This is a genomic window from Krasilnikovia sp. MM14-A1004, from assembly GCF_047159485.1.
In the GTDB taxonomy this organism is placed as follows: domain Bacteria; phylum Actinomycetota; class Actinomycetes; order Mycobacteriales; family Micromonosporaceae; genus Actinoplanes.
On the sequence record NZ_AP038773.1, the window covers coordinates 5,220,305 to 5,243,545 of the forward strand.

General features: G+C 72.8%; 24 protein-coding genes. 18 read left to right on the top strand and 6 right to left on the bottom strand.

What is annotated here, in order from left to right; translation table 11 throughout:
- Positions 1-127: 127 nt before the first annotated feature.
- On the bottom strand, positions 128-361 hold the full coding sequence (locus ACMCNN_RS22245) for a hypothetical protein (protein WP_412742450.1): 234 nt from the start codon (positions 359-361) through the stop codon (positions 128-130).
- Between the two features lie 294 nt (positions 362-655).
- On the opposite strand from ACMCNN_RS22245, the gene ACMCNN_RS22250 reads away from it, so the two are divergent.
- The 6 genes from ACMCNN_RS22250 (at position 656) to ACMCNN_RS22275 (ending at position 7,102) form a co-directional block, all read left to right on the top strand.
- On the top strand, positions 656-1,855 hold the full coding sequence (locus ACMCNN_RS22250) for a PucR family transcriptional regulator (RefSeq protein WP_412742451.1): 1,200 nt from the start codon (positions 656-658) through the stop codon (positions 1,853-1,855).
- A gap of 119 nt (positions 1,856-1,974) precedes the next feature.
- Positions 1,975-3,144 carry an acyltransferase domain-containing protein gene (locus ACMCNN_RS22255; protein ID WP_412742452.1) on the top strand — a complete coding sequence of 390 codons (1,170 nt, stop codon included), beginning with the start codon at positions 1,975-1,977 and terminating at the stop codon, positions 3,142-3,144.
- A gap of 31 nt (positions 3,145-3,175) precedes the next feature.
- Entirely contained in the window at positions 3,176-4,126 is a 951-nt protein-coding gene (locus ACMCNN_RS22260) for a beta-ketoacyl-ACP synthase III (RefSeq protein ID WP_412742453.1), read from the top strand.
- Between the two features lie 55 nt (positions 4,127-4,181).
- Positions 4,182-4,424, top strand: a complete 243-nt coding sequence (locus ACMCNN_RS22265; RefSeq protein WP_130511318.1) for an acyl carrier protein — start codon at positions 4,182-4,184, stop codon at positions 4,422-4,424.
- 1 nt (position 4,425) lies between these two features.
- Positions 4,426-5,652 (top strand): beta-ketoacyl-ACP synthase II, encoded by a 1,227-nt coding sequence (gene fabF / locus ACMCNN_RS22270; protein ID WP_412742454.1) that lies wholly within the window; start codon positions 4,426-4,428, stop codon positions 5,650-5,652.
- Between the two features lie 31 nt (positions 5,653-5,683).
- A complete protein-coding gene (locus tag ACMCNN_RS22275) occupies positions 5,684-7,102 on the top strand; it encodes an acyl-CoA carboxylase subunit beta (protein WP_412742455.1) in 1,419 nt (472 codons plus the stop codon).
- 96 nt (positions 7,103-7,198) lie between these two features.
- On the opposite strand, the gene ACMCNN_RS22280 is transcribed toward ACMCNN_RS22275, so the two are convergent.
- Together ACMCNN_RS22280 and ACMCNN_RS22285 are read right to left on the bottom strand one after the other, a co-directional pair.
- Positions 7,199-8,923 carry a glycoside hydrolase family 3 protein gene (locus ACMCNN_RS22280; RefSeq protein ID WP_412742456.1) on the bottom strand — a complete coding sequence of 575 codons (1,725 nt, stop codon included), beginning with the start codon at positions 8,921-8,923 and terminating at the stop codon, positions 7,199-7,201.
- Positions 8,924-8,973: 50 nt separating this feature from the next.
- Positions 8,974-9,465: a DUF3145 domain-containing protein gene (locus tag ACMCNN_RS22285; RefSeq protein WP_412742457.1), complete on the bottom strand. Its 492-nt coding sequence runs from the start codon at positions 9,463-9,465 to the stop codon at positions 8,974-8,976.
- Between the two features lie 303 nt (positions 9,466-9,768).
- On the opposite strand from ACMCNN_RS22285, the gene ACMCNN_RS22290 reads away from it, so the two are divergent.
- Complete coding sequence (locus ACMCNN_RS22290; protein ID WP_130511313.1) at positions 9,769-10,098, top strand: hypothetical protein; 330 nt, start codon at positions 9,769-9,771, stop codon at positions 10,096-10,098.
- 161 nt (positions 10,099-10,259) lie between these two features.
- On the opposite strand, the gene ACMCNN_RS22295 is transcribed toward ACMCNN_RS22290, so the two are convergent.
- Positions 10,260-10,904 carry a carbonic anhydrase gene (locus ACMCNN_RS22295; protein ID WP_412742458.1) on the bottom strand — a complete coding sequence of 215 codons (645 nt, stop codon included), beginning with the start codon at positions 10,902-10,904 and terminating at the stop codon, positions 10,260-10,262.
- 228 nt (positions 10,905-11,132) lie between these two features.
- Between ACMCNN_RS22295 and ACMCNN_RS22300 the strand changes: the two genes are divergently transcribed.
- From ACMCNN_RS22300 to ACMCNN_RS22330, 7 genes are all read left to right on the top strand, one after another.
- The gene (locus tag ACMCNN_RS22300) at positions 11,133-12,092 is read left to right on the top strand and encodes an alpha/beta fold hydrolase (protein ID WP_412742459.1); all 960 of its coding nucleotides are present in this window, start codon (positions 11,133-11,135) and stop codon (positions 12,090-12,092) included.
- Between the two features lie 47 nt (positions 12,093-12,139).
- On the top strand, positions 12,140-12,400 hold the full coding sequence (locus ACMCNN_RS22305; RefSeq protein WP_412742460.1) for a hypothetical protein: 261 nt from the start codon (positions 12,140-12,142) through the stop codon (positions 12,398-12,400).
- 98 nt (positions 12,401-12,498) lie between these two features.
- Positions 12,499-13,164, top strand: a complete 666-nt coding sequence (locus tag ACMCNN_RS22310) for a hypothetical protein (RefSeq protein WP_412742461.1) — start codon at positions 12,499-12,501, stop codon at positions 13,162-13,164.
- A 46-nt stretch (positions 13,165-13,210) separates the two neighbouring features.
- Complete coding sequence (locus ACMCNN_RS22315; protein WP_412742462.1) at positions 13,211-13,543, top strand: hypothetical protein; 333 nt, start codon at positions 13,211-13,213, stop codon at positions 13,541-13,543.
- A gap of 52 nt (positions 13,544-13,595) precedes the next feature.
- The gene (locus tag ACMCNN_RS22320; protein ID WP_412742463.1) at positions 13,596-14,387 is read left to right on the top strand and encodes a hypothetical protein; all 792 of its coding nucleotides are present in this window, start codon (positions 13,596-13,598) and stop codon (positions 14,385-14,387) included.
- Entirely contained in the window at positions 14,384-15,514 is a 1,131-nt protein-coding gene (locus tag ACMCNN_RS22325) for a S8 family serine peptidase (RefSeq protein ID WP_412742464.1), read from the top strand. The genes ACMCNN_RS22320 and ACMCNN_RS22325 overlap by 4 nt, the downstream gene beginning before the upstream one ends.
- Positions 15,515-15,677: 163 nt before the next feature.
- Positions 15,678-17,798, top strand: a complete 2,121-nt coding sequence (locus tag ACMCNN_RS22330) for a HelD family protein (protein ID WP_412742465.1) — start codon at positions 15,678-15,680, stop codon at positions 17,796-17,798.
- Here the strand turns inward: ACMCNN_RS22330 and ACMCNN_RS22335 are convergent, their stop codons facing one another.
- Positions 17,799-18,782: a superoxide dismutase gene (locus ACMCNN_RS22335; RefSeq protein WP_412742466.1), complete on the bottom strand. Its 984-nt coding sequence runs from the start codon at positions 18,780-18,782 to the stop codon at positions 17,799-17,801.
- A 133-nt stretch (positions 18,783-18,915) separates the two neighbouring features.
- On the opposite strand from ACMCNN_RS22335, the gene ACMCNN_RS22340 reads away from it, so the two are divergent.
- From ACMCNN_RS22340 to surE, 3 genes are all read left to right on the top strand, one after another.
- Positions 18,916-19,827 carry a cation diffusion facilitator family transporter gene (locus ACMCNN_RS22340; RefSeq protein ID WP_412742467.1) on the top strand — a complete coding sequence of 304 codons (912 nt, stop codon included), beginning with the start codon at positions 18,916-18,918 and terminating at the stop codon, positions 19,825-19,827.
- 126 nt (positions 19,828-19,953) lie between these two features.
- A complete protein-coding gene (locus ACMCNN_RS22345) occupies positions 19,954-20,259 on the top strand; it encodes a hypothetical protein (protein ID WP_412742468.1) in 306 nt (101 codons plus the stop codon).
- Positions 20,260-20,352: 93 nt separating this feature from the next.
- Entirely contained in the window at positions 20,353-21,192 is an 840-nt protein-coding gene (gene surE, locus ACMCNN_RS22350; RefSeq protein WP_412742469.1) for a 5'/3'-nucleotidase SurE, read from the top strand.
- Between the two features lie 67 nt (positions 21,193-21,259).
- Here the strand turns inward: surE and ACMCNN_RS22355 are convergent, their stop codons facing one another.
- Positions 21,260-21,628: an STAS domain-containing protein gene (locus ACMCNN_RS22355; protein WP_412742470.1), complete on the bottom strand. Its 369-nt coding sequence runs from the start codon at positions 21,626-21,628 to the stop codon at positions 21,260-21,262.
- Between the two features lie 547 nt (positions 21,629-22,175).
- On the opposite strand from ACMCNN_RS22355, the gene ACMCNN_RS22360 reads away from it, so the two are divergent.
- Positions 22,176-23,153 (top strand): hypothetical protein, encoded by a 978-nt coding sequence (locus tag ACMCNN_RS22360; RefSeq protein ID WP_412742471.1) that lies wholly within the window; start codon positions 22,176-22,178, stop codon positions 23,151-23,153.
- The last annotated feature ends 88 nt before the right edge of the window (positions 23,154-23,241 follow it).

The following is a 23,241-nucleotide window of genomic DNA, read 5'->3' on the forward strand; positions in this document are numbered from 1 at the left end:
GTCCGGGCGAGGGCCCGTGCGCCGCCGGACGCGCCCGGTCCCGCCCCACCAACCACCCGAGCGGGTGAGCCGGGCGGCGTGGTGACCAGCCGGAACGAGCACCGCCGAAACGGCACCACCAGCCGGTCTAGCACCACCGGCCGGGCGGGCGGCCGCGGCCTGTCGCGCGGCGGCGCGGGCGGACCGCGCCGTGCAGGTGCGCGCCGGCCCAGCCGTGCAGGGAGGTGCGGCAGCCGCCGCGGTGCGGCACGTCGCCGACCGGCTCGTCGGTGGCGGCCGGGACGATCGCGGCGGGTTGCGACTCGTCGGGGGAGATCGGATCGTCGTCGGCGCGCACGTGGCCACCCGGCTGCTCCGCCATCCCGCCTCCCCTCGCTGTCGTCCACCCGTGCTCGCGGCCCGCGCTCACTCACGCGGCCGCGTCATGACACGTCGTTTCATCGGCACCGGACGGCCCGGGTTAACCGTGGCCGGCAATGCTAGGCGAAACCATGCCAGGTCACCGACCGAAGTCGTACCCGGGACGGGCCGCGATTTCGGACACCCGGCCCCAAGCCGGGGCACATGGCCGGAAAAATTTCTCGCGGATCGGCCCGTCGCGGAAAATCCCGTGGCCGCGCGGAGCGGGGGGCCCGGACGTGACAGGCTGGACCGCGTGGCACAGAAGGTGACGCCGGGGGCGGGGGCGGACAAGCCGCCGCTGGCCGCCACACTGCGCCGCATCGAGCAGCGGGCCGGCGCGCTGGCCACCGCGAGCGTCAGCCGGATGGACGAGACGCTGCCCTGGTTCCGGGCGCTGCCCGCGGACCAGCGCTCGTGGGTGATGCTCGTGGCCCAGGCGGGCGTGCGCTCGCTGGTGGAGTGGCTGCGCTCGGGCGGCGCCGCGGCCAGCAGCCCGCAGGAGATCTCCGACGAGGTGTTCGCGGCGGCGCCCCGGGCGCTCGCCCGGTCGATCACGCTGACCCAGACGGTCCAGCTGATCAAGGTCACCATCGACGTCGCCGAGTCCCAGGTGCGCGTGCTGGCCGCCGCGGGCGAGGAGGAGGCGCTCACCACGGCCATCCTCAAGTTCTCCCGCGAGATCGCCTTCTCGGCCGCCCGGGTGTACGCCCGCGCCGCCGAGTCGCGCGGCGCCTGGGACGCCCGGCTGCAGGCGCTGCTGGTGGACGCACTGCTGCGCGGCGACTCCCCGGACGTCCTGGCCAGCCGCGCGGCGGCGCTGGGCTGGGCGGACGCCCCGCCGGTCGCGGTGGTGGTCGGTCGGTCCCCGGGCGGGGACATCACCGCGGTGCTGCACACCGTCTACCGGGCGGCCCGCCGGGCCCGGATCGAGATGATCGGCGGGGTGCACGGCGACCGGCTGGTGGTCGTCATGGGCGGGGCGCTGGACCCGCTGGCCACCGCCGGGCAGCTGGCCGGGAGCTTCGGCGAGGGCCCGATCGTGGTGGGTCCGGCCGTGCCGTCGCTGGATCAGGCCACGGAATCCGCGCGGGCCGCCCTGGCCGGGTTCCGGGCGGCGCCGGCGTGGCCCGTCGCTCCCCGCCCGGTCGCGGCGGACGCGCTGCTGCCCGAGCGGGCCCTGGCCGGTGACCTGGAGGCGCGGCGCGCGCTGCGGCACGACGCGTACGGGGCGGTGGTGCGGGCCGGTGGCGGACTGCTGGAGACGCTGGACGCCTTCTTCTCCGCCGGTACGGTCCTGGAGAGCGCGGCCCGTGAGCTGTACGTGCACCCGAACACGGTGCGTTACCGGCTCAAGCGGGTCGCCGAGGTGACCGGGCTGTCGCCGCTGGACGGGCGGGACGCGTTCGCGCTGCGGATGGCGCTGGCGATCGGCCGCCTCGACCCCGCGGGCTGACAAATCCGTACAAAATTCAGATATCGCCCTTGCTTTTGTAGGAATACCACAACACTCGTAGTACGGTTTCGTGCCTGGCGGCTACCGCGCCGCGGCCACACATCCGGAAGAGTCAAGGCGTGCTCGCAGTACTCTCGCCCGGACAGGGCGCCCAGAAGCCCGGTTTCCTCGCCCCCTGGCTGCAGCTGCCCGGCGCCGAGGCCCGGCTGCGGTGGTGGTCCGCCCTCTCCGGCGTCGACCTGATCCACCTCGGCACCGAGGCCGGCGCCGACGAGATCAAGGACACGGCGCGCACCCAGCCGCTGCTGGTGGCGGCCGCCCTGCTGGCCGCCGAGCACCTGCCCCTGTACGACGTCGGCCTGGTCGCCGGGCACAGTGTCGGCGAGCTGAGCGCCGCCGCCCTCGCCGGGGTGCTGCCCGCCGAGGCGGCCGTCACGCTCGCCGGGGTCCGGGGCCGCGAGATGGCCGCCGCATGCGCCCTGGAACCGACCGGCATGTCCGCGGTCCTGGGCGGCGACGAGGCCGCGGTCCTCGCCGGGATCGAGGCCGCCGGGCTGTACCCGGCCAACCGCAACGGCGCCGGTCAGATCGTGGCCGCCGGGGCGACCGAGTCGCTCGGCAAGTTCGCCGCCGAGCCGCCGGAGAAGACGCGCATCATCTCGCTGCCGGTCGCGGGCGCGTTCCACACTCCGTACATGGCGCCGGCCGAGCAGGCACTCGCCGCGCTGGCCGGCGGCGTCACCGTGAGCGACCCGGCCCGCATCCTGCTGTCCAACCTCGACGGCGCCGCGGTCGTGCACGGCCGCGAGGTGCTGCAGCGCCTCGTGCGCCAGGTGACCGCGCCGGTGCGCTGGGACCTGTGCATGCGTACGTTGCGGGACCTGGGGGTGACCGGTGTCATCGAGCTACCGCCCGCCGGCACGCTGGCCGGGCTGATCAAGCGCGAGCTCAAGGCCCACGGTGTCCCCGAGATCGTCACGCTCAATTCCCCGGACGACCTGCCGGCCGCGCGCGACCTGATCGCCCGGCACGGCGTGGCGCCCAGCCTCGAACCGACCCCGCTGTTCCGCGTGGTGGTCGCCGCGAGCGCGGGCACGTTCCAGCCCGCCGAGGGCCTCGACGAGGGCCACGACGTGGGTACCGGCCAGATCGTGGGACAGATCGTCACCCGGCAGGGCAACGTGGAGGTGGCGGCGCACGCCGCCGGGGTACTCACCGAGTGGCTCGCCCACCACGACGACCCGGTGGCGCCCGGCCAACCGGTCGCCCGCATCGGCGGACACCAGTGACCCGAGGGATCGCGACAGAAGGAGCAGCGGCATGACAGCGGGTTCCCGCATCGTCGCGATGGGCCACTACCAGCCCTCGCGCGTCGTCACCAACGACGACCTCGCCAAGATCATCGAAACCAACGACGCCTGGATCCGTGACCGGGTCGGCATCGCCGAGCGGCGCGTCGCCGACTCGGAGACGGTGGCGGACATGGCCACGGCCGCCGCGGAGAAGGCCCTGGCCAACTCCGGGCTGACCGCGGCCGACATCGACCTGGTCACGGTCGCGACCTGCTCGTCGGTCGACCGCTGCCCGAACGTGGCCACCCGGGTCGCGGCCAAGCTGGGCATCACCGCCCCGGCCGCGTACGACCTGAACACCGCGTGCTCCGGCTTCTCGTACGCGCTGGGCACCGCCGACCACGCCATCCGCGCCGGCGCGGCCCGCAACGCACTGGTCATCGGCGCGGAGAAACTGTCCGACGTCACCGACTGGACCGACCGCACCACCGCGGTGCTGTTCGGCGACGGGGCGGGTGCGGCAGTGGTCACCGCGGCGCCCGACGGCGAGCAGCCCGGCATCGGGCCGGTGCTGTGGGGCTCGGTGCCCGACAAGGGCGACGTGCTGCGCATCGAGGGCTGGCGGCCGTACATCCAGCAGGAGGGCCAGATCGTCTTCCGCTGGGCGACCACGGCGCTGCCGCCGTTCGCACGCCAGACCTGCGAGAAAGCCGGAGTTCAGCCGGAGGACCTGGCGGCGTTCATTCCGCATCAGGCAAACACCCGCATCATCGACGGCATCGTCAAGCGTCTGGGCCTGAGCCCGGATGTGGTGGTGGCCAAGGACATCGTCGAGTCCGGCAACACCTCCGCCGCGAGCATTCCCCTGGCCCTGTCCAAGCTGATCGAGCGCCGCGAGGTGCCCTCGGGCGCCCCGGTCCTGCTGTTCGGCTTCGGCGGCGGCCTCACGTACGCCGGCCAGGTCGTCCGCTGTCCCTGAGCAGCCCGGCCCGGCCGCACAGCAAGTCCCACCATCGAGAGGAAACCAACCGACAATGGCAACCCGCGCTGAGATCACGTCCGGCCTCGCCGAGATCCTGGAGGAGGTCGCCGGGGTGAACCCCGACGACGTCGCCGAGGAGAAGTCCTTCACCGACGACCTGGACGTCGACTCGCTGTCCATGGTCGAAGTGGTGGTGGCCGCCGAGGAGAAGTTCGGCGTCAAGATCCCCGACAACGAGGTGCAGAACCTCAAGACCGTCGGCGACGCCGTTTCCTACATCGAGGCGAACCACTGACATGAGCAGCACCGACGTCGTCGTCACCGGGCTCGGCGCGACCACCCCGTTGGGCGGGGACGTCGCGTCCACCTGGGACGCCATGCTGGCCGGCCGCTCCGGGGTGAGTCCGCTCACCCAGGAGTGGGCCGCCCAACTGCCCGTACGCATCGCCGCGCAGCTCGCGGTCGACCCGTCCGAAGTGATCGACCGGGTCAAGATGCGCCGGCTCGACCGGGCCGAGGCGATCGCGCTGATCGCCGCGCAGGAGGCCTGGGCCGACGCGGGGCTGGCCGACTCCGGCCTCGACCCCGAACGGCTCGCGGTCAGCTTCGGCACCGGTATCGGCGGAGCGCAGACGCTGCTGCAGCAGGACGACATCCTGGAGGCGTCCGGCCCGCGGCGGGTCAGCCCGCACACCGTACCCATGCTCATGCCGAACGGGCCCGCGGCCTGGATCGGCCTGGAGCTGGGCGCGCAGGCCGGGGTGCACTCCATGGCCAGCGCGTGCGCCACCGGCGCCGAGGCCCTCGCCTGGGGTCTGGACATCATCCGCTCCGGCCGGGCCGACGTGGTCGTGGCCGGCGGTGCCGAGGCCGTCATCCACCCGCTGCCCATCGCCGGTTTCGCCGCGATGCGGGCCATGTCGACCCGCAACGACGAGCCGGAGAAGGCGTCCCGGCCGTGGGACAAGGCCCGCGACGGGTTCGTCCTCGGCGAGGGTGCCGGCGCCATCGTGCTGGAGCGGGCCGACCACGCGGCCGCCCGCGGCGCCACGGTGTACGCCCGGCTGGCCGGTGCGGGCATGACCTCCGACGGCTACGACATCGTCCAGCCGCACCCCCAGGGCCTGGGCGGCATCCGCGCGATGCAGCGGGCAATCAAGGACGCGAACATCTCTCCCACTGATGTGGTGCACGTCAACGCCCACGCCACCGCCACCCCGGTCGGTGACATGGCAGAGATCCACGGGGTGCGTACGGCGATCGGCACGCACCCGGTAGTCACCTCCACCAAGTCGATGTCGGGGCACCTGCTCGGAGCCGCCGGGGCGTTGGAGTCCATCGCCACCATCCTGGCCATCCGGGACGGCGTGGTACCCCCCACGATCAACCTCGACGACCCCGACGACGCGCTCACCCTGGACGTGGCCGCGCACAAGGCCCGGCACATGGAGATCCCCGCGGCGTTGAACAACTCGTTCGGCTTCGGTGGCCACAACGTGGCGCTGATCTTCACCCGCGCCTGACCCCCCGTACCCCCGGCTTGGAGTCCGTACCGTGACCGCTACGCTTCCCGTCACCGATCCGTCCACAGTCGACCAACGTGACCCCGAACTGCGGCTGCGGTCGCTGTTCGACACCGGCACCCTGCGCCTGCTCGCCCCCCGCGACGATTCCGGCGTGCTGTGGGCGCGCGGCGAGGTGGACGGCACCCCGGCCATCGCGTACGCCACCGACGGCACCCGCATGGGCGGGGCCATGGGCCTCGAAGGTTGCCAGCACATCGTCGACGCGATCGACACCGCCATCCGGGAACGGGTGCCGGTGCTGGGGCTCTGGCACTCCGGCGGGGCCCGGCTCGCCGAGGGTGTGGTCGCCCTCGACGCCGTCGGCCAGGTGTTCGCGGCCATGGTGCGGGCCTCCGGCCGGGTGCCACAGATCTCTGTGGTGTTCGGCCCGGCGGCCGGCGGCGCCGCGTACGGGCCCGCGCTCACCGACATCGTCATCATGAGCAAGGGCGGCCGGATCTTCGTGACCGGCCCCGAGGTGGTCCGCAGCGTCACCGGCGAGCAGGTCGACATGGAACGCCTGGGCGGCCCCGAGCCGCACGGGCGGCGTTCCGGCGTCGTCCACGTCACCACCAAGGACGACGAGACCGCGATCGGCGAGGCACGCAGGCTCACCGCGCTGCTCGGCCGCCAGGGCCGGCTCAGCCCGCCCGACGTGGCCGAGACGGCCGGGCACGACCTCGGCGCTGCCATGCCGGCCGAGGCCAACCGGGCGTACGACGTCAAGCCGGTGGTCAAGGCGCTGCTCGACGAGCCGGGCGTGGAACTGCACGCCAAGTGGGCCCCGAACGTCGTGACCACCCTGGGCCGCTTCGCCGGCCGTACGGTCGGGGTGATCGCGAACAACCCGCTGCGGCTCGGCGGCTGCCTCGACGCGTCCAGCGCCGAGAAGGCCGCCCGGTTCGTGCGGATGTGCGACTCGCTCGGAGTGCCGCTGATCGTGCTCGTGGACGTGCCCGGCTACCTGCCCGGCCTCGGCCAGGAGTGGGACGGCGTGGTGCGCCGCGGCGCGAAGCTGCTGCACGCGTTCGCCGAGGCGGTGGTGCCGCGGGTGACCCTGGTGACCCGCAAGGCGTACGGCGGCGCGTACATCGCCATGAACTCCCGTTCGCTGGGCGCCACCGCGGTGTTCGCCTGGCCGTCCGCGGAGGTCGCGGTGATGGGCGCGAGCGCGGCGGTCAACATCCTGCACCGCAAGAAGCTCGCGGCGGCCCCGCACGAGCAGCGTGAGGCGCTGCGGGCGGAGCTGATCGAGGAGCAGACCAAGGTGGCGGGCGGGGTCAACCGCGCCCTGGAGATCGGCGTGGTGGACGCGGTCATCGAGCCGCACGAGACCCGGCGCCGGATCGCCGAGGCGCTCGCCAACGCCCCGGCGGCCCGCGGCGCACACGGCAACATCCCGCTCTGACCACATCGCACTGATTCGCTCGCACTGAATCGCCCGGCCGGACAATTCCGGCCGGGCGATTCCGCGAGCGTCGGGGCCTTCTGCGAGCGTTCGGCGTCAGTCCGCGCAGGCGCTGCGGGGCAGGCCCGACACCGCGACCGGGGAGCGGCCCGGCGCCTTGGCCCTGCCCGCGATCACGGCGGCCAGGGCGGTCAGCGACAGCTTGCTGGACGAGTACGTCGCCACGACCGTGGGCGAGCGCGCCGCCGACAACAGGTACGGCGCGTCCATGCCGACCGTGATGGCGGCATCGTTGCTCAGGTCGGCCCTGCGGTCCCCGTACCCGACGAGGTGGACGACAGTGCCACCCGACGGCTGCACCTGTACGCCCGCCTCCTGCAGCGCCGCGACCAGGGTGCTGCGGGCGAGTTCGCGCCCGCCGGAGGCGGTGACCGTCACCGGGCCGGTGACCAGCGGGCCGGAGCAGCGGCCGCGCAGCACGGTGATCGAGGCGGCGTCGGCGGCCAGCACCGCCCGCTGGTGTTCGGCCGAGCCGAGCACGGACAGCTCGGGCTGGGGCTGGCCCGCGGTACGGAACTTGAGGGTCAGGATCCGGGTGACCGCCTCGACCAGGCGCGGGCGCGGCAGGCTGCCGTCCTTGAGCCCGGCCAGGATGCCGTCCCGGGCGGCGGCCAGGTCCGGCGGCATGAGCAGCACGTCGTTGCCGGCGTTGAGCGCGCGCACGGCCGCCTCCCCGGCGGGCCACTTCTTCGCCGGGGCCATGTTCATCGCGTCGGTGACCGCGACGCCGGTGAACTTCAGCTGGTCGCGCAGCACGTCCGTCATGATCTTGTGGGAGAAGGTGGCGGGCACCCCGGGGTCGATCGCGGTGAGGTCGAGGTGGCCGGACATCACCACGCCCGCTCCTGCGTCGATGCCCGCGGCGAACGGCGGCCAGTCCTGCCGTTGCAGGGCGGCCCGGCTCTGCGCCACCACCGGCAGCTCGTCGTGACTGTCGCCGGTGGTGTGTCCGTGGCCGGGGAAGTGTTTGAGCGCGGCGGCCACCCCCGCACCCTGCAGGCCGCGCACGGCCGCGGCGACCTGTGCGGCGTTGGCCTTCGGATCATCACCGTACGAGCGGGAGCCGATCACCGAGCTGCCCTGCGCGCCGAGGGTGTCGGCGACCGGGGCGAAGTCCACGGTGATGCCCATGGCGGCCAGTTCCGTACCGGCGGCGCGCCACGCGGCCTCGGTGAGCCGGGGCTGCCGGGCGGCTGCGAGTCCCATCGCCGAGGGCAGCATGGTGACGCCGTCCCTGACCCGGGTGACCACGCCGTACTCCTGGTCCGTACCGATCAGCAGTGGCGCCTGTGCGGGCAGCTTCCCGGCGGCGCCCTGCAGCCCGGCGGTGAACGCCCGGACCTGCTGCGGATTCTCCACGTTGGTGGCGGGGTTGGTGTCCGCGGTGGGGTCGCCCGCCGTGAAGCTGACCAGGATCAGCCCGCCGAGGCGGAACTTGGCCACCAGCTCGGCCGGGGTGTCCACGCCGCCGATCCGCTGGTTGCCCGCGGCGGAGACCTTGTCCACCGCGGTCGCCGAGTTGCCGTACGCGTACGGCATGAGCACCTGCCCGGCCAGGTCCTCGTCGGCGAGCCCGGCGACGACCGCGGCCGCCCGCGCGGCCGGGTCACCGGCCGGCGCCTGCACCGGCGACGGAGCGGTGGCGGACGGCGAGGGGCTGGGCGCGCCGGCCGGCGGGGCGGGATCGTCGCCGCATGCCGCGGCCAGCAGGACGACGGGTAGGGCCGACGCGATCCGGAACACCTTTCTCACGGGCGTCATTGGAACAGGTCTGCGCAACATCGATGCAATCCGGCGTACGGGTGGTTCGTTCACCCGACCCGGGTCAGCAGCGTCAGGGGCGCGCCGTCGCCCGCGTAGCGGTAGGGCTCCAGCTCGGCGTCCCACGCGGTGCCCAGGGCCTTCTCCAGGGCGTGGGACAGCGCCTCGGGGGCCCGGACCGACGCCATGATCGAACGCAGCCGGTCCTCGCCGATCTGGATGTCGCCGCAGGCGCCCATCGTGCCGCGGAACAGCCCGCGGCCGGGCACATGCATGAACCGCTCGCCGTCGCAGCCGGGACTGGGCTCCTCGGTCACCTCGAAACGGACCATGGGCCACTGCCGGAGGGCAGCAGCCAGCTCCGCGCCGGTCCCGGGGCTCCCGGTCCAACTGCACTCGGAGCGGCGCATGCCGGGGTCGACCGGCTGGGCCGTCCAGTGCAGGTTGACCGGCGCGGTCAGGACGCGCGCGATCGCCCACTCGACGTGCTGGCACACGGCGAGCGGGGTCGAGTGGACGTATACGACGCCACACGTGGGCACGGTGACCTCCCGGGGACCGAGGTGCGTCTTCCCCTACGACCTCGACCGCGGTTGATCGTGTCCCATGATGCCGGGTGGTACGGATGGTGCGCCAGAGAAACCGCAATATCGACAATGAGACTGGCCGTAGTGGCACACCATGCTCAACGTTCGGACCCGGTCCGGCGGCACGGCATTCGCCGGAGCGTGTAAGATTGCCGCGGCGTTTTCTGTGACCACCCTGCTGTTTGCCAAAGCTGCCAGCACTGTGCGTTTCCGCAGCCTGCGCCGTCCAGACAACCAGCTTTCTCAAGGAGTACCGCCGTGGCGAGCAACACCTCCAAGACCGCCCGCGCATCAGTCCGCGCCGGCCAGGCTGGTCAGAGCGGCGCCCTCAGCGTGCTCGGTGAGTTCAAGTACCTCATCCCGCTGGCCAACGGCCGCTTCGCGTACGTGCGCAACCTGACCAACGGCAAGACCAACCACCTCAAGACCGACTCCGAGGCGTTCGTCGAGGAGATCCGGGTCCTGTCCGCCGCCGGGCACGGCGCCAAGATTCGGGCCGAGCTGGGCGCGCTCAGCGAGGCGCACCCGAACGACGGCTGGGCCGACACCGAGAAGCGTCTCGTGGACGCCGGCGTCTTCGAGGGCTGAGGTTCCCTCCGGAGGGCTGAGGCCCTCCGACCGCAGATCGACGACAACGCCCTCCCGGCCCGCGCCGGGAGGGCGTTGCGCGTTGTCCGGCCCGCCGAGGTCAGTGGTCGGCCCCGCCGAGGTCAGTGGTCGGCCCCGCCGAGGTCAGCGGGGCCGATCGGTCAGGGAAGCTGCTCGACCCAGCCGGTGTCGAGGTCGTAGACCGCGCCGACCACGTCGACCCGACCGGCCGCGACGGCCTGCGCCACGCCGGGCATGTCCCGCAGCCGCCGCACCGTACGGGTCACGTGCACGCGCATCGCCTTCTCGGCGGCGTCCGGGTCCTCCGGGCCGACCGCCTGCACGGCGGGCGTGATCTCGTCGACCAGGTAGCCCAGGTCGCCGTCCGGGCGCTCGCCCGACCGGACCGCGTCCACGGTGGCGGCGACGGCGCCGCACCGGGCGTGCCCGAGCACCATGATCAGCGGGACGCCGAGGGCGGAGACCGCGAAGCTGATCGAGCCCAGCACGGCGCGGTCCACGACCTCGCCACCGGAGCGGACCACGCAGATCGACCCGAAAGTCTGATCGAAGATCGCTTCCAGGGGTACGCGCGAGTCGATGCAGCCGAGGACCACGGCGTGCGGCTGCTGACCGCCGGAGGTCGCGGCCGCGGCGGCGACGTCGTGACCGTGCTCCGGCCGCCCGGAGACGAAGCGCCGGTTGCCCGCCACGAGGGCGGCCAGCGCATCGGCCGGACGGGTGATCGGCGCGGGGCCGGGCTGGGCGCTGGAGCCGGGCCGGGCAGCAGGTGAGGTGGCCGTCATAAGCCCTGATTGTCGCCGAGGGACCGCCCCGGGTCAGCTACTGCGAGCGAGATCACGTCACGCTGCGTCGGCGCGGCGGGTACGCCCCCGAAACGGGTATCGGGCACCAGGCCAGACATCGGACAGATCGCCGATGAAGATCGGACTCGACTGTGGCATTTCTCGCGATGTCGCGTGATGCTTATTACCCGTGGGTACAACGGGGCCGTGCGACATGCGGAGGTGCCCATGCCCGACCACTCCGAGCTGACGCTCGCTGACGGCGTCCGGCTGCACGTGCAGACCAGTGGTCCGGCGGACGCGCCGGTGACCGTCGTCCTGCTGCACGGCTGGTGCCTGGATCGTCGCACCTGGCATCACCAGATCCGCGCGCTGACCGCCCGCGACGACGTCCGGGTGGTCGCGTACGACGCCCGTGGGCACGGGCGCTCGACCGCCACCCGCCGGCTCTCCGCGACGCTGGGACAGCTCGGCGACGATCTGGCCGAGGTGCTGCGCACGTACGCGCCGGGCGGCCCGGTGGTGCTGGCCGGCCACTCCATGGGCGGCATGACGATCATGGAGTACGCGGACCGCCACCCCGACGACTTCGCCTCCCGCGTCGCCGGCCTGCTCTTCGCCTCCACCACCGCCGAGGGCACCACGCACACCCGGTACGGCCTCTCCCCCCAGCTGGCGATGCTGCTGCGTGCCGCCGAGACGACCGGCGCCGGGGTGCTGGCGCGCTGCGGGGCATGGCGACCGCACCGGGCCGTGCTGCCCGCGCTGCGTCCCGGGATCCGCTGGCTGCTCTTCGGCGACGGCCACGGCGAGGACGCGGTCGAGGTGACGATGCGCGCGGTGGCCCGGACGTCGCTGCGCTCGATCGGCGGCTTCCGCGCGTCGATCGGCGCCCAGCAGCGCCTGCACACGCTGGCGGAGCTGGGCGACGTACCGGCCGCGGTGCTGGTCGGCGAGCGCGACCGGCTGACCCCGCCGGCGTGCGCGGCGTCGATCGCCGAGGCGCTGCACGGCACGGAGCTGACCGTCTGTCCGGGCGCCGGGCACATGCTGATCGTGGAGCGGCCGGACGAGGTGTCCGAGGCGCTGCTGGCGGTCACCGACCGGGCGGCCCGCAGCACTCCCGGCGAGCGGGCCCGCCGCCGCGCCCGGGCACACCGGCGCAGCGGCTACGACTGCGCGGCGTAGGCCACCCGCGACGATCGGGGCGAGCGCGGCGCAGGCATATTGGAACGATGTTGCCGCGCCCGCCTCGGATCTTCGAGGCCGATGACGTCCTGTCCGGCCGGGTATCGCTGGACGGGTACCCGTTCAACCTCATCTACCTGGTGATCAGCTTCGCCGCGTACCACGCGGACACCAGGATCCACCCGAGCGACCTGCCCAGGGTCGACGTCCTGCTGTCGGCGGCCGAGCTGCTGGAGACACGCGGATGGCAGGTGGTCAGCGTGGATTCGGGTGGCAAGCTCGTCTGCCTGCGCCGCGTGTCCCGCTGACCTGCGCCCGCCCCGGATGCACGGGGCAGCGCGACGCGTGGGAGATCACGTACCCTCTGCTCGGCCAGACCGCGATCACGGGGACGGGGTACGCCAGCGTGACACATCCGGGACACGGATCCACCGCGACGACGGGGAACGACACCCTCGACGAGCTGCGTCGCATCAGCGTGGAGCTGCGCGCGTTGAGCCGGGCCGCCCGCGCCGGCGGCGGCCGCGACACCCGCGTCGAGGGAGCCGACCCGTCCGGGGCCGTGACGGTCACCATGGACGGCGCGCTGCACGTCGTCGAGGTGCGCGTCGACGCCCGCTGGGAGCAGCGCCTGTCCCGGATGGAGCTGGGCGACGCCCTGTCCACCGCGTACGGCAGGGCGGTGCTGCAGGCGTTGACGGCGGGCTCGGAGGCGGTCGACGAGGCCGTTGCGGGGACCGATCGGGCCGCCCTGGAACACGAGGTCGACGCGGAGCTGCGGTCGCGCCACGGCCGGCCGTTCGACCCGGACGACCTGCGGTACGAGCTGGCGCGTCAGCTCGACCAGAACGACATGCTGCTGCGCTACGCCGACACCCCGGACGCCCCGCCGCCGCCCGCGCCGGAGACCTCGGTGTCCGGCCCGACCGGGTTCGTGACCGTCGTCCTGCGCAACGGGCAGGTCGCCGAGGTCCGCGTACTGGCCAGCCGCATTCCGGCGATGGCCACCAACGGCACCATCGCCGGTGAGGCGCTGGCCGCGTTCCGGGCGGCGGCCCGGACCGGCGCCTGACCCCCGGCACCACGGCGGCAATCTTCGCGACGATGGAGGAGTACGGATGTCACTGAGCGGGGAGGAACTGCGGGTCGTCAAGGACGCCCTGCTCGACGAGGCGGCCAAGTGGTCGAAGCTGTCCACCGACATGGGTCAGGTCAAGAAGGACGTCGACCAGCTCGTACTCCAGATGACGGCGTTCTTCACCAACAATCCGGCGACCGCGCAGCTGGCCAAGAACGCCTACGACGGCGTCTGGTCCCTGGTGGGCAAGCTGGCCGGCGAGGCCTCGACGGAGTTCCACCAGATCAACGAGGCGCTGCGCCGCGCGCACGACGACTACGCGGCCGTGGAGGGCCGGCGGGTCGTCGACCTGTCGAAGATCTACGGCAACTGATGCGGCCGCACGCGACAGCAGGACACGCGGCAGCAGGAACGGAGACACCCCGGTGACGCCACCGCCCGCCCCGGACCGGACCCAGGTCACTGCGTCGCAGCAGCAGCTGCAGCAGTCCACGGACCAGGTCAAGCAGGCCCACGCCAAGGTCAGCGACGAACTGATCCGGCTGATCGACACGGTCAACGGCACGCTGTCGCGGATGGACGACTGGAGCTGGATCGGCGGCCTGGGCGGCATGTTCGTCTCCGACATGTACGGCGACAAGGTGCGCGACGCGATGCAGCGCCTCAGGACCGAGGTCGAGAAGGTCCTCGCCGTGGTCAAAAAGGTCCTCGACGAGGCCGTCCCGGTCATCTCCCTGATCACCCGGGCGTTCGACTGGCTGGAGAAGGTGCAGGCGCCGGTGGCCGGGATGTCGGACACCGCCGCGCAGTACATCGTCAACCTGAACAACTGGTCGGGACCGGCGAAGCAGGCCTACGACCAGCGGGTGCCGATCCAGGTCAAGGCCGTGGACGGCCTCGCCGGCGCGGCCGCCGACACCGCGACGTGGCTCTCCGATCTCGCCGCGGCGAACGCCCTCTACATCCTGTCCATGTTCAAGCCGCTGTTCGACATCGGCGGGGCGCTGGCCGCTGCCGTCGTCGACGCGGCGACCATCGCGGGCGCGCTGGAGGCCATCGGCAAGGGCGGCGAACTCGTGCAGATCGCCGTCTCGGCGATGTACGAGGCGCTGGAGAAGGCGCTCGAACACGTCACGACGGTGATCAACAAGATGGTCGACGCGAAGAAGGTGATGGGCGAGCTGGGCGACTCGTGGCCGCAGATGGTCACCCGATGACCCGGTCGGGCCGGTGGCGGGCCGTGCCGGCGGTCGCCGCGCTGGTCCTGGCGCTCGGCGCGGCCGTGCTGCCCGCGGGTTCCCCGGCCCTGGCCGCGCCACCGCGCGACCGGCAGTGGTACCTGGACGCGCTGCGCGTGCCCGACGCGCAGCGGCTGTCCCTGGGCCGCGGGGTCACCATCGGCCTGCTCACCAACGCGCTGCCCGCCACCCACCCCGACCTGGATGGCCGGGTGCTGCCGGTGATGCGCCGCAAGGGCGGCCTGCTGGGCGGCGTGGTGGCCGCGCCACACGACTATCCGATGGACGACCCGGTGGCGACCGCCGAGATGGGCCTCATGGTCGCCCGCGGCGGATCGGGGCTGCTCGGCGTGGCGCCCGCCGCGACTGTGCAACCGGTCATCTGCCCGGGAGCGGGCGAGGACACCGAGGAATGCATGCGCTGGCTGGTCGACTCCGGCGCCGACGTCATCGACCTCAGGCTGGGCACGTTCGCGCGGCTCGGCTCGCCCATCGAGGGCATCCGCTACGCGCTGGCGCACGACGTCGTCGTGGTCATGGCCCTGGAGGACGGCATCCAGCTGCCGCCCGAGCAGCGCACCGGCGTCATCCTCGCCGGTGGGCTGGACCGGGCCGGGAAGGTCTCGGAGGGTGACGCGCCCGAGGGCCGGGTGACGGTACGCGCGCCCGGCGCGGGCCCCGTGGGCACGCCCGCCGACGGCGAGATCGTCACGCTCGACCCGGCGGCGGGCGCCGACGGCTACGGCCCCCAGATCACCCTCGGCGCCGACGAGGCCGCGGCGGCGCTGGTGACCGGCGTGGTGGCGTTGGTCCGCGCCAGGGACCCGCGGGCGAACGCGCCGACGGTCATCGACCGGATCCTGCGTACCGCAGTCGACCGCGGGCAGCCGGGCCGCGACGGCACCTACGGCTTCGGGGCGGTCGACGCGGCGGCCGCGGTGGCGGCGACCTCGTCGGCCTCTGTCAACCCCCTGGGTGATCCCGGCCCGCCGAGCACGCGGTGGCTGACGCCGGGCCGGGTCGCCGCGGCGGGCGCCGTCGCGATCGCGCTCGGCGTCGTGGCCGGGCTGGTCGTCCTTCGGATCCGGCGGCGGCGACGGGCCTGAGCTGCCAAGATCTAACGGAACGTACGTTGAGGGCGACAGTGCTGTCACCCGGGCGTGCCGACGTCGACGCCGGCGCCCCGACAGGAGTAAGTTCGATTGCCCCCTGGCGCCCGTACAGGTGGCACCGTGTCGCCGACCGCGTTCTTCCAGGAGCCTGACCACCTTGACCGACGCCACCGTCCTGCAACAGGAGATCGCCGCCGAGCAGCAGCATGTCGACCGGGTCTACGCCCGGCTCGTCGAGTTGCGCCGGGACGCGTCCCGCGCCGAGAAGGAGGGCTACCAGCTCGCCGGCGTGGGCACGTTCGGAGCACTGGTCGAACGCGACGCGATGGTCTTCCACGCGGCCCGGCGCCGGCACGCCCTCGACACCGAGTACGAGGGCCTGGTCTTCGGCCGCCTCGACCTGGCCACCGGCGCGGTGCACCACGTGGGCCGGATGGGCATCCGTGACGAGCAGTCGCGCCCGCTGGTGGTCGACTGGCGGGCCCCCGCGGCGGCCGCGTTCTACCGGGCCACGGCCGCCGAGCCGCTCGGCGTGGTACGGCGGCGGATGATCCAGTCCCGTGGCGAGCGGGTCACCGGCATCGAGGACGACCTGCTGGACCCCGAGGCCGCCCCGCCGGACATGCGGGTGGTCGGCGACGGGGCGCTGCTGGCCAGCCTGTCGCGGGCCACCGGCCGGGGGATGCGTGACATCGTCGCGACGATCCAGCGCGAGCAGGACGAGGCGATCCGCTCCCCCGCCGCCGGCGTCACGGTGGTCACCGGGGGCCCGGGTACCGGCAAGACCGCGGTGGCGCTGCACCGCGCGGCGTACCTGTTGTATTCCGACCGCAACCGGTTCGCGGGCGGCGGCATCCTGGTGGTCGGCCCGTCCGGGGTCTTCGTGGACTACATCGCGACCGTGCTGCCGTCGCTGGGTGAGGACACCGCGACGCTGCGGTCGCTGGGTTCGATGATGGTGGGCTACGACGCGAGCCGGGTCGACCCGACCGCGGTGGCCGCGGTGAAGGGCTCGCTGAAGATGCGCAAGGTGCTCGAACGCGCCTCGCACGACGCCGTGCCGGGCGGGCCCACCGAGCTGCGGCTGCTGTACCGGGGCACGCTGCTGCGCCTGGACGCGGCCGAACTCGACCGGATCCGGCGCCGGGCGCTGCCCAGGGGTGCGCGCCGCAACGAGGTCCGGGGCGCCGGCTTCGACGGGGTGTTCGCCGCGCTCTGGACGCAGGCCCGCGCCCACCTGCGCAGCCTGCCGGAGCGCGCGGACTTCGAGTCGGAGCTGGCCGACCGCCAGGACTTCCGCGCGTTCCTGAAGGCGTGGTGGCCGCGGTTCACCCCGATGCGGGTGCTGCGCTGGCTGGCCGATCCGGAGCGGCTGCGGGCGTACGGCGAAGGGGTGCTGTCGCACGCGGAGATCCGGATGCTGCAGGGCTCGTTCGACGCGCTGGCCGAGCAGGGCCCGACGATCGCGGACGTGGCGCTGCTCGACGAGCTGGACGAGCTGATGGGCCGCCCCCGGCAGCCGCAGAAGCGCAGCCGGGACCCGTTCCACGTACGGGACGGGGTGCGCGAGGTCAGCACGTACGCCGACCGGCAGGCCGCGGCCCGCGCCCAGCAGATCCGGCGCGACGACGACTACCGGGACTACGCCCACGTGGTGGTGGACGAGTCGCAGGACGTCTCGCCGATGCAGTGGCGGATGATCGGCCGCCGGGGCCAGTACGCGTCCTGGACGATCGTCGGCGACCCGGCCCAGACGGCGTGGGCGGGTGACCCCGCGGAACTGGACCGGGCCCGGGACCGGGCACTCGGTTCCCGTGCCCGCCGCACGTACGCGCTGACCACCAACTACCGCAACTCGTCGGAGATCTTCGCGGTGGCCGCGTCGGTGATCCGCGCGATCATGCCGGACACGCCGCTGCCCTCGGCCGTGCGCAGCACCGGCGTCGAGCCGGTCGACGTCGTGGTGGACGCCGGCGTGCTGCCCGCGGCGGTGCGCGAGGCCGCCGAGAAGCAGCTCGTCGAGGTCGAGGGCACGGTCGGGGTGATCACCCCGGTGCCGCGCCACGACGACGTCGCCGAGTGGGTCGCCGGGCTGCCGGAGCGCGTCCAGGTGGTCACCGCGCTGGAGGCCAAGGGCATGGAGTACGACGCGGTCGTGCTGGTGGAGCCCGGCGAGATCGCGGTGGACCGCGCCGGCGTCCGCACCCTGTACGTGGCGCTGTCCCGCGCCACCCAGCGCCTGACCACGATCGGGACGGACCAGGCCTGGCATCCGTGATCAGGGCCGCGGCACGGCCACCGCGGTGTACGCCGTGTCCGGCCGCTGCGGCGTGGTGAACCGGGCGTTGGGCAGGTAGAACCGGTTGCCGAACTCGGCGATGGTGGTGGGCACGTCGAAGCGCGGGTCCGTGGTGCGCGACAGCACGGTGCCCCTCGTGGCCCGGCGGTCCAGCTTGATCTTGGCAATCCGGTTGAGCTGGTTCTGTACGACGTAGAGGGTGCGGCCGCGCAGCCACAGGCCGTCGCCGTTGGGCACGCTCTCGCCGCCGAGGTCGATCCGCCGGGTCACCCCGTCGTGGCTCACCCGGAAGAGCAGTCCCGGGCCCGACTGTACGATGATCAGCCCGCGGCCGTCCGGAGTGGCCGTGATGCCGTTGGCGTTGAAGCTGGCCGGGTCCCACCGGATGTCCCCGCTCAGCGGCACGGCGGTCGCGGACGCGGGCAGTTCGCCGTAGCCGCCGAGCGGCAGCCGGAACAGCACAGGGTTGACGGAGTCGGTGAACCACGCGGAGCCGCCCGCGAGCACGACGTCGTTGATGAACGCCGGGCCGTGCCGCAACGGGTACGACCGCAGCACGCGGCCGTTCGCGGCATCGAGGACACGGGCGTCGCCGCCGGTGCCCCCGGCGACGAACAGGCGACCCCGCGCGTCGAGCTTCATGCCGAGTGACGGGGTGCCGGGGCCCTGGCTGATGGTCCGGCCGCGCCCCGTGCGCAGGTTCACCCGGTAGATGTCACCGTCGACGCGGGACCCGAAGTAGGCGTAGGCGGCGGCGCCGATGGCGATGCCCTCGGGTGCGAAGCCGTCCGGCAGCCGCAGCACGATGGGCCCGGCGAAGATCGGCCCAGCGGGGATCGTGGACCGGGCGGGCAGGGCGGCGGTCCGGTCGGGGGCGGCCGCGGGGTGGGCCGAGGCGGGCGGGGCGAGGGCGGTGACGCCGACGGCGGCCAGCGCGACAATCGCGAGAGTACGTCCGGACACGGAGTTTCCTTCCCGACAAATAGAACATTCCTCTCGCTGATACCGCAATCAGCTACCGACTCGCAACTTGCACACATAGCAATGTGAACATACATTGACCGGGGCGCGACGCCGCGCCGGAAAGGTGGATCAGATGGGAGCCGGGCACGACCACGGAGGCCAGGCACTGCGCGCCGGCGCGCGCCACCGTGCTCGGCTGTGGTGGGCCGCGGCCCTGCTGGCCGCGTTCATGCTCGTGGAAGCCGCGGTGGCCATCGGCACCGGCTCGCTGGCACTGCTCTCCGACGCCGGTCACATGTTCACCGACGTGCTCGGCATCGCCATGGCGCTGGCCGCGATCACCGCCGCCGCGCGGGCGGGCACGCACTCACAGCGCACGTTCGGGCTGTACCGGCTCGAAGTGCTGGCCGCGCTGGCCAACGCGGTGCTGCTCACCGGCGTCGCGGGCTACGTGCTGATCGAAGGGGTCCGCCGGTTCACCGAGCCGCCGCCCGTACCCGCCGCGCCGATGCTGATCGTCGCCACCGCCGGGCTGGTGGTCAACCTGGTCGCGTTCGCACTGCTGCGGGCGGGGGCGCGAGAGAGCATCAACGTACGCGGGGCGTACCTGGAGGTGATCGGCGACCTGCTCGGCTCCGCCGGGGTGATCGTCGCCGCCGTGATCATCGCGCTCACCGGCTGGTCGTACGCGGATCCCATCGTCGCGGTCGCGGTGGCCCTGATGATCCTGCCCCGCACCTTCGGGCTGGCCCGCACCGCGATCCGCATCCTCGTGCAGGCCGCGCCCGCGCATCTGGACGTGGCGGTGGTCCGGCAGCGACTGGCGGCCGTGCCGGGCGTCTGCGGCGTGCACGACCTACACCTGTGGACCCTGACCTCGGGCATGGAGGTGGCCTCCGCCCACCTGCAGCTGGAGCCGTCCGCCGAACTGGGTGCCGTGCTGGCCACGGCCCGGCACGCCCTGCACGAGGATTTCGCGATCGAGCACGCGACGCTGCAGGTCGAGCCCGCGACCGGCGGCACATGCGCCCCAGCCGATTGGTGAACAACTATGGCGATCATCACAGGTCAGCGTGCACGATCGTCACAACCGTCACCGGCTCGGCCGACGGCCGGATCGCCACCCGCGATCTCCCTACACTTCGTGGCTATGCAAGAGCGGAGGGAAACCATGGCTCAGACCGTGATCCACCAACCCCGCGTCGCGTGGGAGGGGGCACAGGCGTTCGTCCGCGCCGCGGGCGGACCGGAGTACAGCACGTTCGCCGGCCGGGTGGTCAGCCGCCTCGGCGACGACCTCTACGGCGAACTCGCCGACACCCGGGAACGCCTGCTGACCGCAGCGGCCACGAGCGGCGGCGACCGCCGGGCGGCCGACATCGAGCTGGGCCGTTGGCGGGTCCGACTGGAGGACCTGCTGCGTACGCACCCCGAACTGGCCGGTGCGGTGCAGGACCTCAGCGCTGAGTCCTACTGAGGCCAACTTCGCCGATCCGCCACGCGTCACCGGCGCATCGGTGACACTTGGGGGCATGAATGCGCCCGTGCCCCTCCACACCCGGGCGCCCGCATGACCAAGCCCAGAATCCTGGTCACCAACGACGACGGCATCGACGCACCCGGGCTGCGCTGGCTCGCGCGGGCGGTCGCCGGTGCCGGACACGACGTCGTGGTGGCTGCCCCGCTCACCGAGGCCAGCGGCAGCAGCGCCGCCATGACCGCCGTCGAGCAGGACGGCAAGATCGTGGTGCAGCCCCGCGAACTGCCCGGCACCACCAACGTGACCGCGTACGCCGTGGCCGCGTCACCCGCGTTCATCGTGCTGCTGGCCCTGCGGGAGGCCTTCGGACCGCCGCCGGCCATCGTGCTGTCCGGCATCAACCGGGGCGCCAACGCGGGCGCTGCCGTCGTGCACTCCGGCACGGTCGGTGCGACGTTGACGGCCTCCCACGCCGGACTGCACGGTCTCGCGGTGTCGCTCGACGTGCTCACCCCCGCCGCCGCCACCACGATCAGCGGGGGCGCCGCGATGGACCGCGGCGACGACGAGCGGCGCCACTGGAGCACCGCGGCCGACCTGGCCGTGCAGCTGCTGCCCACGCTCGTGCACACCCCGCCCGGCACGGTGCTCAACCTCAACGTGCCCGACCTGCATCCCGACGGCATCCGGGGCATCCGTCGCGCCGCACTGGCCCGGTTCGGCCAGGTGCAGATGAGCATCGCCGAGGCGGGTGAGGGCTATATCCGTACGGCCGTGCAGGCGGCCGACGAGCCCCTGGAGGAGGGCACCGACCTGGCGGCCCTCGCCGACGCGTACGCGGTGGTGACTCCGCTGCGCGCCCCCGGCGAGGCCCTGGATGTCCGGCTCCAGCTGGAGGGCGTCCACTTCGCCGTGCCCGCGCACCTCTGAGAGCGGCGCTGCGCGCGGTCGGGATGAGGGTGGCGCTGCGTGCCGTCGGGGAGGACGGTGGCGGCGCTCAGGCGCCGGACACCGCGGGCTGCTCGGCCGCCTCGTCGGGGCCGTCGTGCGGTTGCGGGGTGCCGAACAGTCCCAGCAGCCCGGCCACCCAGAGCTGCCGGTGCGCGAACCGGCTCGGCTGGGTCACCACGAGCTGGGTGCCGCCGATCCGGGCCAGTTGGAAGGCCGCCACGAGGGCGCTGATGCCGGTGGAGTCGATGAACGTGACACCTTGCATGTTGAGCTCGATCCGGCCGGGCCTGTCGGCGTCGAGCCGAGCGGCCACGGCTTCCCGGATCTCATAGGCGTTCTCGACGTCGATCTCGCCGATCGGCGAGATCTCCACCGCGCCTGTGGCCAGCGTCGACGTCATTATCGACAGCGTCACGGCACTACCTCCACCCGCCCGGGATGCCCCGAGCGTCTCCTCTGTGCGCGGACCGCGACGCAGCGTATTGCTACGCCTACCGCGGCCCGTCGCCGGGGGGCGCGCTTATCGTCCCCCGCTGGGCTCCGGTGAAACTGCCCGAAAGGCTAGTCCGCGAACCTGACAGGCGGCTGTGCGCCCCATATGAAACACGCCCAGCTTATCGAGCGACGTCCACCCAATTACCCAGAGTGATCTGGGTCACAACGGATCGTCACGACACCCGGACGGGTGACCTTCCGCTAGACGCCGGATTCCCGGACGGCGAGAGGATCCGTTCAGTTCCGCCCGCCTGATGTCGAGACTTGTGCATTTCTTCCTTTGCGCGTACCGCACCGGGTGCGCCGTCCGCCTGTTCACATTTGCCGGAGCGGATCGCCTGGTAACGCCGAATCCTGTGAACAAATGCATGAGCCACCGCCGCGGCGAGTCGCTCGGCCGACATAAACATTGAGAACGATCAATTAGATTCGTGAACCGAAGTCGTCTACGGAAAGGGGAATTCCGTATGAGATCAATCATCAGATCGGCGTCCGTCGCGGCGATCGCCCTGGCGCTGACGCTGAGCGGGGGCACGGTGGCCGGGGCCCAGCCGTCCACCGTGGCGTCCGGCAACGTCAGCACTGTCGCCCGGACGGCCGACGGCCGCGCCGTCACCAGCCCGGCCGCCGTCGCGGCGGTGGAGGCGTACTGGACCCCGGCACGGATGGCCGCCGCCGTGGATCTGGACCTCAGGGCCCCGGACGCCACCGGGCCGAGCCCCGCCGCGCCGCAGGGCAAGCCCGGCAGCATCGTCCCCATCCACCCGAGTCGGGGCCTGAGCGCGCTGAACCAGTCCATCGTCGTGGGCAAGGTGTACGTGACGGTGCCCGGCGGCACGGGGCAGTGCTCGGCCAGCGCGCTGAGCAGCGGGAAGCGTCGCCTGGTGCTCACCGCGGGCCACTGTGTGCACGCCGGTGCGGGCGGCGGCTGGTACTCGAACTTCATCTTCGTGCCGGGGTTCCGGCAGGGCACCGAGCCGGTGGGCCGGTTCGTGGCCGGCAACCTGACCGCCCGTACGGCATGGGTCAGCAGCAGCAACAGTGATGAAGACATGGCCATTGCGATCATGAACAACGGCGGCATCTACAACGCCAAGGTGGTCGACACGGTCGGCGGCATGGGGCTGCGGTGGAACTGGGGCTACCAGGTCGCGGTGACCATTCTCGGCTACCCGGCAACCGGCGGCTTCCCCGGCGACGTCCAGTACTTCTGCCAGGGCACCACGTGGAACGGTCACAACCAGCAGGTCCGGGCCTGGTGCAACATGACGCAGGGTTCCAGCGGTGGACCCTGGCTGCAGGAATACAACGATCAAACAGGTCTCGGATACTCCAACAGCGTCGTGAGCCACCGCCACGACAACCCCGACCAAATGGACGGGCCGTACTTCGACGACGACATCAAGAGCCTCTACGACTACGCCGAGGGATTGTCACCGGCGTGATCCGCGTCCGATGAACGGCGGAGTCCCGGCAATGGCGCCGGGCCTTCGTCGTGGGTACGACAAAATGCGGGATCATGGGAACGTACGG